This is a genomic window from Sulfurovum sp. (genome assembly GCF_041562805.1).
Lineage (GTDB): Bacteria > Campylobacterota > Campylobacteria > Campylobacterales > Sulfurovaceae > Sulfurovum.
The window spans coordinates 1-6117 of record NZ_JBFFOH010000149.1 but is presented as its reverse complement, the minus strand read 5'-3'; the positions used below and the strand labels follow the sequence as shown (position 1 = coordinate 6117).

Genomic DNA, 6117 nt, shown 5'->3' with positions numbered 1-6117 from the left:
TTTTGGGGTAGAGTATGTTGCAGAAGACAATACTCGAAAACAGCCTGTGATGATACATAGAGCAATTCTAGGATCATTTGAACGTTTCATCGGTATTCTTACTGAACATTATGCAGGAGAGTTCCCTTTCTTCTTATCCCCAGTACAGGTTATATTTGTACCTATTGCTGATACCCATGTAGATCATGCATATGCACTTAAGAAAAGATTGGTTCAAGAAGGTATGGATGCTGAAGTCTATGACAAAAATGATTCTCTGAACAAACGTGTACGTAACGCTGAAAAGCAGCGTGTACCGTACGTAGTGATCATCGGTGATGAAGAAGTGGCAAATAAAACGGTCGCAATTCGTGACAGAAGAGCTAAAGAACAGTATAATCTTACACAAGACGAATTTATGGTAAAATTAACACAACAACTTCAAGAAGGTAAAATTTGAGTAAACAACACGATAGAAACAGAGGTAGAAAAAAGGCTGACGATACCATCATGAACGATGCTATCAGAATCAATGAGCTTAGAGTACTAGGCGATGATGGCGAGCAGTTCGGTATCCTTTCTAGAGACGAAGCGATGCAAATAGCTGAAGAGAAAGGGTTAGACCTTGTGCTTATGTCACCAGATGCTAAACCTCCTGTTGCCAAGATCATGGATTACGGAAAACACAAATACGAACTTGAAAAGAAGAAAAAAGAAGCAAGAAAGAACCAAAAGATTATAGATGTTAAAGAAGTAAAGTTCTCTTGCAAGATCGCTGAAAATGACATTAACTACAAAGTAAAACATGCCAGAGAGTTCTTAGAAAAAGGAAAACACGTTAAGTTACGTGTGTTCCTAAGAGGACGTGAAATGGCAAACCCTGAATGGGGTGTAGATGTTCTAAATCGTGTATGGCCTATGCTTGAAGACATTGGGAACCTGGAGAGTAAACCTTCACAGGAAGGGCGTTACATTAATATGTACGTAACCCCACTCAAAAAATAAAAATAGGGTTATAACACATAACCTTTTACGAGATATTTAACGCTGTACTTATCAGTACAGCTTTTAAATCTCTAGCATACCCCAAGGGCATTACCTTCGGGCAAATTTCACGCACTCTAAACCTATTTTGGTTTAAATTAATCTCATTTAATTTTCTTTGATCTCATAATGCAGTTTTAATCCTTCACTTGTCATCACAAATCCGGATATGTTTATCTTTCCTTCATGTACTAGATTATGATGCTTTTTACATAGAGGGATGAGGTTATACTTATGGTTTTTGTGGAAATGGTCTATGTGACCTTCTTCGTTTGCATGTTGTTGTTCCGCGATGTGATGTACATCTTCTACACTTTCTTCACATAAGGCACACTTGCTGAGGTAAAGATCTTTATTGTATTTGCTGCTTTTTTGCCTGCGTAGTTTTTTAATGTCACTTCCACCATGGTTCAGGTTTTCCCTTATGGTTTGTGCCGTTTGCAGGAATTCCTTATCCATATGCAATGATTTGGCGAACTCCAGTCCATAAAGGCTGTCTCCCATACCCAACTGTAATACACGGTTATAGATCAGTGTGTCATTGCTCTCATCATATTTAATGCCCAGATGCAAGAAGATGAGATGTTTCAGGTTCTGTAGCTGAGGGATGCTTCCTAGCTGGTGCAAGTGCGTGGCAAAGATAAAGGTCGACCTGAGTGAGATAAGCCTTAAAATAGCGCTTGAAACGATGGCAAGAGCAGATTCTGTCTCTGTACCCTGGCTTATCTCATCTCCAAGGATCAAAGAGCGTTCATCTGCACGGTTAAAGATGTTCTTGAGTTCCATCATCTCTACTGCAAATGTTGACAATCCTTTATAGAGGTTGTCTTGTGAAACAATACGTGTAAAGAGTTTGTCATACAGACCAAAACGAAGTTCCACTGCAGGGACAAAAAAACCTGCCTGTGCCAGGACGATGGAGAGACCTATACTTTTCATCAAAGAAGATTTTCCTGAAGAGTTGATACCATACAGAAGTGTACCTAAGACATCTTCTCCATCACTGGCGTTCAGTGTGATGTGATTGTGGTTAGTCCCATTGTTATCTCCCAAAAAAACATCATTAGGTACATAAATACCTCTTTCATCATTGGATTCTATGATGGGATGGCGAAGTGCAATTGCTTCGTAAAAATTACCTTCTTCAATGATAGGACGGGACAGGTTCATGGTCTTGGTACATTTGGCATTGGAGATGGCGACATCTATGTTTGCTATAAAGACTATCAGTTTGTCAAGCAGTAATGAAAACCTGTTTTCAAGTAGGTCAAGACTCTCTATGTAGCGTTGTTTGACAAGTGAAACAAGTTTGATCTGGGATGTTTCATAGTTTCTGGTGATCTCTTCAAAAAGTGGAGCATGTACTTTGACCGCATTTTTTAAAGACTTATAGTGAAAGTCTTTAAAGAAGTGATGCTGGTTGTCAATGGTGACAAAAGAGTCTTTAAGTGACTTCTCTATCAAGGTAAATCGATTTTTTGTCAAGTGGAGAAAGTACCCTTCACTTTCGAGATAACTCACCGTGGCATATTTGGCAGTACCGGAAAAGAGTTTGTCTTTTTCAAACAGTGATTCGATGTGCGTGGCAACATCTTCCATCTTGTTCACTTCTTTTTTCTGATTCTTGACAATACTGTCAATGGCAGGATAGATACCGTCTTTAAAAAGGTTATCATTGATCTGTTCTATACGAAATCGTGCACAAACATCCAGTTCAAAGGTATTATGTAAGACTTTCATCATTTCCTGCGTTTCATCATACAGGTTGTCATCTATCTCAAGACCATTGGTTTTCGCATCTTCAAGAAGTTTCAAGATGGCTTCCAAAGACATAGAGATATAGGTAAGTTCTACAGGGTGCAGTTTACGTAGTTTGATACGTCTTGTGATGCGTTCAAGGTCATAGATCTGCTTCAGGTGTGTCTCAAAACGATTAATGCTTGGCAGTAGCAGTTCTGTAAGATCATAGCGCTTTTCAAGTAGTTCTTTATCGCAGATAGGATTGAGAAGACGCTCTTTGAGAAGACGTTTCCCAAAAGCCGTAGAGGTTTTGTCAATCAAGTCAAGCAGTGTGATGTCAGAGGGGTCACGGGAGATGACGGAAAGTTGTTCCATCGCATTGTTCCCGATATACATATAACGGTTATTACCCAGGAATTGTGGCTTGTTCATCTTCTCTATAATGCTTTCATCGTGCTCGATGATAAAGTCGATCAATACGGCTAGAGATTCTGTTGTATAAGGGTGCCGTTCAAGGTCTAAAAACTCAATGCTGGAGAGAAAAGAGTTAATGTTGAATACACGGGTAAAGAGTTCATTTTGAAATTGTATTTTAAAGCGTTTTGTATTGACTGAGTAATGGAGTGACTCGAGTTCCAGATAGTGCACTATCCACTCTTTGTCTATCCCTTTACTGTCCAGTGTAATGATCACTTCCGAAGTGGTATAGGTCTGTAAAAGATTAAATGCTTCATCCAGGGCATAGGTTTTATCATCACGGGTGGAGTGTATCTCATTACAGATGGTCTTGCCTGTACTCACATCTATGGCAGAATACCCCACAGAGAAGATACCGGCATTCTCATCTATGAGTAGAGAGACGATATTGTTTTCACTGGGTTCACTTAGGTATTCAAAGTTGGTACCCGGAGAGATGATGTTCGACACATAGCGTTTGATATTTGGCATCTCTCCTTTTTGTTTAACAACGATAATGGTATATTTTTTAGTAGAGATGAGACGGGAGAGGTAACGGTCTAAAGAGACAGCAGGAACTCCTGCAAGAAGAGGATTGGAAACCGAGTTTTCCAACACGGCTTTACTTTTACGGGTGAGTTGGATGTTGAGCAGTTCAGCTATCTCTTTAGCCTTACCTACTTTCAGTTCATCATTGTTGACTTCATAGACCTCAAAAAAAGTCCCGATCTCCATCAAGACAAGGGCATCTTTCCCATATTTGTCTTCAAAATGCACTTGCAAATCAAAATAAACCTCTGTTAAAAGTTTCTTTTTTTGAGAAAGTATTTCGGTTACTTTGTCCACTAGGCTTGCCCTCATTTTTAATAGATAGATTTTATCACAAATAGGGTTAGAGATATAGGTACAGAATAGATTTATAAACCTTTTAGATAGTTTGGGTATAATACCGTCCCATTTTCTACCAAATGTATGTTTGTTGGAAAAAATAAATAAGGGAGTAAGCATATGCCAAAAATGAAAAGTGTTAAAGGCGCAGTTAAGCGTTTTAAAGTAAAAAAAAGCGGCAAAATCAAAAGAGGAACTGCGTACAGAAGTCACATTCTTTCTAAAGTTGACGGTGGTCACCATAGAAGTATGAGAAGTCCTAAGCATGTTGATCCTGCTGATGCAAAAAACATTAAAGAGATGATTAACTAATCACCCTTTGATTTAAACAAGGAAATGCGACTAGTCGCATGAGCCAACTGCTGAAGTTAACTCAGCGTTAGCGTAGTTTTGTTGGACTTTGTTCAAAAAACGTTCCTAATAGATAAATTCCCCCGATAAGGGGCAAGTTCAAACAGAGATAATGTTTGGCACCTACTAAAACTGGCTTTTTAAAGTTACAGTACAAGTATAAGGTAAAGGATAACCATGAGAGTAAAAACTGGTGTCGTAAGAACTAGAAGACACAAAAGACTATTAAAACAAGCTAGAGGGTTCTACAGTGGTAGAAGAAAACACTTCAGAAAAGCGAAAGAACAACTCGAGCGTTCATTAGTATATGCTTATAGAGATAGAAGACAAAAAAAGAGAGATTTCAGAAGACTCTGGATCGTTCGTATTAATGCAGCAACAAGATTAAATGGTATGAACTATTCAACATTCATGCATGGTCTTAAACTTGCAAACATCGAGCTTGATAGAAAAATTCTTGCTGACATGGCAATGAATGCTCCTGAAAGTTTTACAAAAGTAGCTGATGCTTCTAAAGCAGCACTTGCTAAGTAATCTTTGTTGATTATTTCTTGAGGAGCTTCGGCTCCTCATCCCCCTTTTAGATATTTCCCTAAATTATTTTCATTGTTAAACTAAAGTGTCAGTAGATAATAGGCGTTATTGACTGACAATTTTATTGACAGTTTCTTTATTCATTATTCATTCAAGTATCTTATGTAATAACCTTATAAAACATTTCATATAGGCACGTTTTATAAGGTTGTTTATTTTCTTTGTTTAAAAAGTAGTCTAAAGTTATCGCTACAGCGAATAACGTTATAAAATATGTTAGATTATAAGGTTTTGTAGAATTAGATATGAAACTAAAATATTTTTTCTACACGAAAAGTACACACATCCTCAATATACTGTTTCTAATTAGGGTATCTAATCCCTATGAATTTATTTAAAAAGGATAAAGTATGAAAAAGTTAATTTTAGCGAGTATTCTCACATTTGGTTTAGGTTTAGGGTTTGCCTATGCAGAAAATAAAGCTGCAGTAGAATTAGAACATGCAAATAAACTTGCAACTGGGGATGATAGTGTTGCAGGTGATATGTCTGCAATGAAAGCTGCGGGTAAGTGTAGTGCTGACCAAGTAGGGAAAAAGAAAGTACCAAAGAAAAAAGCTGCACAGAAACCAAAAAATAAAGCTGAAATAGAGTTAGAACATCAAAGTAAACTTAAAACAGGTGATGATAGTGTTGCTGGTGATATGGGTAATATGAAAAGATGTGGTAGTGACTAGTTTTTTAATCAAAGAACAATAGCTTCGTCTACATAAACGAATACCTCCGAATTTATTAAACTTCCTAAGTGCACTCCTGAGAAAAGTTTCAGGATTGCATTATTCAAAGCCTATCTATTTAAATTATAATCACCTCCTAATAAATCTCAAATAATCTACACATACTTTGCACACTGTAGTTCTATACTCTAAATATGAATATCTTTTTAAAAAGGATAAAAAATGGATTATATAGGTCATGGTTGGAGTATGGGATTTGCTATGTGGTTTCCACTGATATTGTTAGTACTTCTTGTCTTTTATTTTTTAAAAGAAACCAATAAAAGTGAAGAGAGACACTCCTCTGCACAAGATATACTTGATAAGCGTTATGCAAATGGTGAGATAG

The 6117-nt window shown here is 37.3% G+C and carries 6 protein-coding genes; 5 read left to right on the top strand and 1 reads right to left on the bottom strand.

Going from position 1 to position 6117, the window contains the following annotated elements:
* Together ABYK33_RS12975 and infC are read left to right on the top strand one after the other, a co-directional pair.
* Positions 1-439 (top strand): His/Gly/Thr/Pro-type tRNA ligase C-terminal domain-containing protein (locus ABYK33_RS12975; RefSeq protein ID WP_373033692.1); only part of this gene is annotated, 439 nt, incomplete at its 5' end.
* Positions 436-984: a translation initiation factor IF-3 gene (gene infC / locus ABYK33_RS12970; RefSeq protein ID WP_373033691.1), complete on the top strand. Its 549-nt coding sequence runs from the start codon at positions 436-438 to the stop codon at positions 982-984. The genes ABYK33_RS12975 and infC, both read left to right, overlap by 4 nt.
* Before the next feature lie 147 nt (positions 985-1131).
* Here the strand turns inward: infC and ABYK33_RS12965 are convergent, their stop codons facing one another.
* The gene (locus ABYK33_RS12965) at positions 1132-4065 is read right to left on the bottom strand and encodes a DNA mismatch repair protein (protein ID WP_373033690.1); all 2934 of its coding nucleotides are present in this window, start codon (positions 4063-4065) and stop codon (positions 1132-1134) included.
* Positions 4066-4227: 162 nt separating this feature from the next.
* Between ABYK33_RS12965 and rpmI the strand changes: the two genes are divergently transcribed.
* The 3 genes from rpmI to ABYK33_RS12950 all read left to right on the top strand — a co-directional run bounded on the left by rpmI (position 4228) and on the right by ABYK33_RS12950 (position 5729).
* Entirely contained in the window at positions 4228-4419 is a 192-nt protein-coding gene (gene rpmI / locus ABYK33_RS12960) for a 50S ribosomal protein L35 (protein WP_373033689.1), read from the top strand.
* A gap of 216 nt (positions 4420-4635) precedes the next feature.
* Positions 4636-4992 (top strand): 50S ribosomal protein L20, encoded by a 357-nt coding sequence (rplT, locus tag ABYK33_RS12955; RefSeq protein ID WP_373033688.1) that lies wholly within the window; start codon positions 4636-4638, stop codon positions 4990-4992.
* A 410-nt stretch (positions 4993-5402) separates the two neighbouring features.
* Complete coding sequence (locus ABYK33_RS12950; protein ID WP_373033686.1) at positions 5403-5729, top strand: hypothetical protein; 327 nt, start codon at positions 5403-5405, stop codon at positions 5727-5729.
* Positions 5730-6117: the final 388 nt, after the last annotated feature.